Here is a 1,316-nt window from a genome sequence, read left to right on the forward strand (position 1 = left end):
GAACGGGGTCCAGACGAGCGACACGATCGCGGTGAGCAGGATGACGGCGACGACCAGGATGCCGAACCGCCCCGTGCCGATGCCCCACAGCCGACGCAGCGTCCTCATGAGGCCTCCCGCTGACGGGGGTCGAGCAGACGATGCACGAGATCGACGAGGAAGCCCACCACGAGCACGAAGCCGGTGAGGGCGAGCAGCTCGCCCTGGATCTTGGGGAGATCCCGGGCCGCTACGTCGGCGACGAGCATCCGCCCGATCCCGGGGAGCGTGAACAGCTGCTCGATCACCACCGCGCCCACGATGATGCCCGCGATCTGCAGGCCGAGGACGGTCACGACGGACAGGCCGACGTTGGGGAGGCCGTGCGACAGCAGGGCGCGCGTGCGCGTGAGTCCCTTCGCGGCCGCGGTGCGGACGTAGTCCTGGCCCATCGCCTGCAGCGTCGCGCTGCGGACGAACCGCAGCAGCATCGCGCCCTCGACGACACCGATCGTGACGGCCGGGAGGACGAGGGCGCGGAACGCCGCCGCCGGATCGTGCCACCCTGAGCGGGGGAAACCCTGCGGTGGCAGCCACCCGAGCCACACGGCGAAGACGACCACGAGCATCATGCCGGCCCAGACCACCGGGACCGCGGCCAGTGCCTGCGCCCCGACGCTGAGAGCCGTGCCGTCCGCGCGACCGCGGCGCAGCGCCGACAGTACGCCGAAGGGGAGACCGACCACGAGGGCCACCGTGAGCGACATCGCGGCCAGCGGGACGGTGACCTGCGCCTTGTCGGCGAGCTCGGAACCCACTGAGACGCCCGTGATCAGCGATGTGCCCAGGTCGCCGCGCAGCACCCCGCCGATCCAGTCGCCGTACTGCTGCCAGAGCGGCAGCGTGAGCCCGAGCTTGTCGCGCAGCGCGGCGATCTGCTCGGGCGTCGCCTGCGTCCCGCCGAGGAGCAGAGCGACATCGCCCGGAAGGACCCGCAGCGACAGGAAGATCAGCACGCTCGACACGGCCAGGCCCAGAACGAGCAGGCCCAGCCGTGTCAGCGCGTAACGGGTCACTCCGACGAGACCGTCACACCCGCCAGCGGCAGACGCACGTTGAGGGAGTTCTTCGGGAAGTTCGCGACGTTGTCGGCCACCGCGGTGAGCGGGGTCGAGAGGAACAGCCAGTCCGCGGCATCCTCGTCGGACACGATGCGCGCGGCCTCCGCCAGGTAGTCGGACGACTGCTGCTCGTCGGTCGTGGCGAGAGCCTGCGCGTAGAGGCTCTGCACCTTCGGGTTGTCGTAGCCGAAGTAGTACGACGGGTTGGCGAAGTTG

At 70.5% G+C, this 1,316-nt stretch carries 1 protein-coding gene and 1 pseudogene; both read right to left on the reverse strand.

Annotation, left to right across the window (positions count from 1 at the left end; all coding sequences use genetic code 11):
- Window positions 1-104: 104 nt before the first annotated feature.
- On the reverse strand, window positions 105-1,055 hold the full coding sequence (locus I5G_RS17755; RefSeq protein WP_022880264.1) for an ABC transporter permease: 951 nt from the start codon (window positions 1,053-1,055) through the stop codon (window positions 105-107).
- Window positions 1,052-1,316 (reverse strand): annotated as a pseudogene (locus I5G_RS23375) (ABC transporter substrate-binding protein); the annotation flags it as partial. The gene I5G_RS17755 and the pseudogene I5G_RS23375, both read right to left, overlap by 4 nt.

This window comes from Microbacterium sp. B19 (assembly GCF_000333395.1).
In the GTDB taxonomy this organism is placed as follows: Bacteria; Actinomycetota; Actinomycetes; order Actinomycetales; family Microbacteriaceae; genus Microbacterium.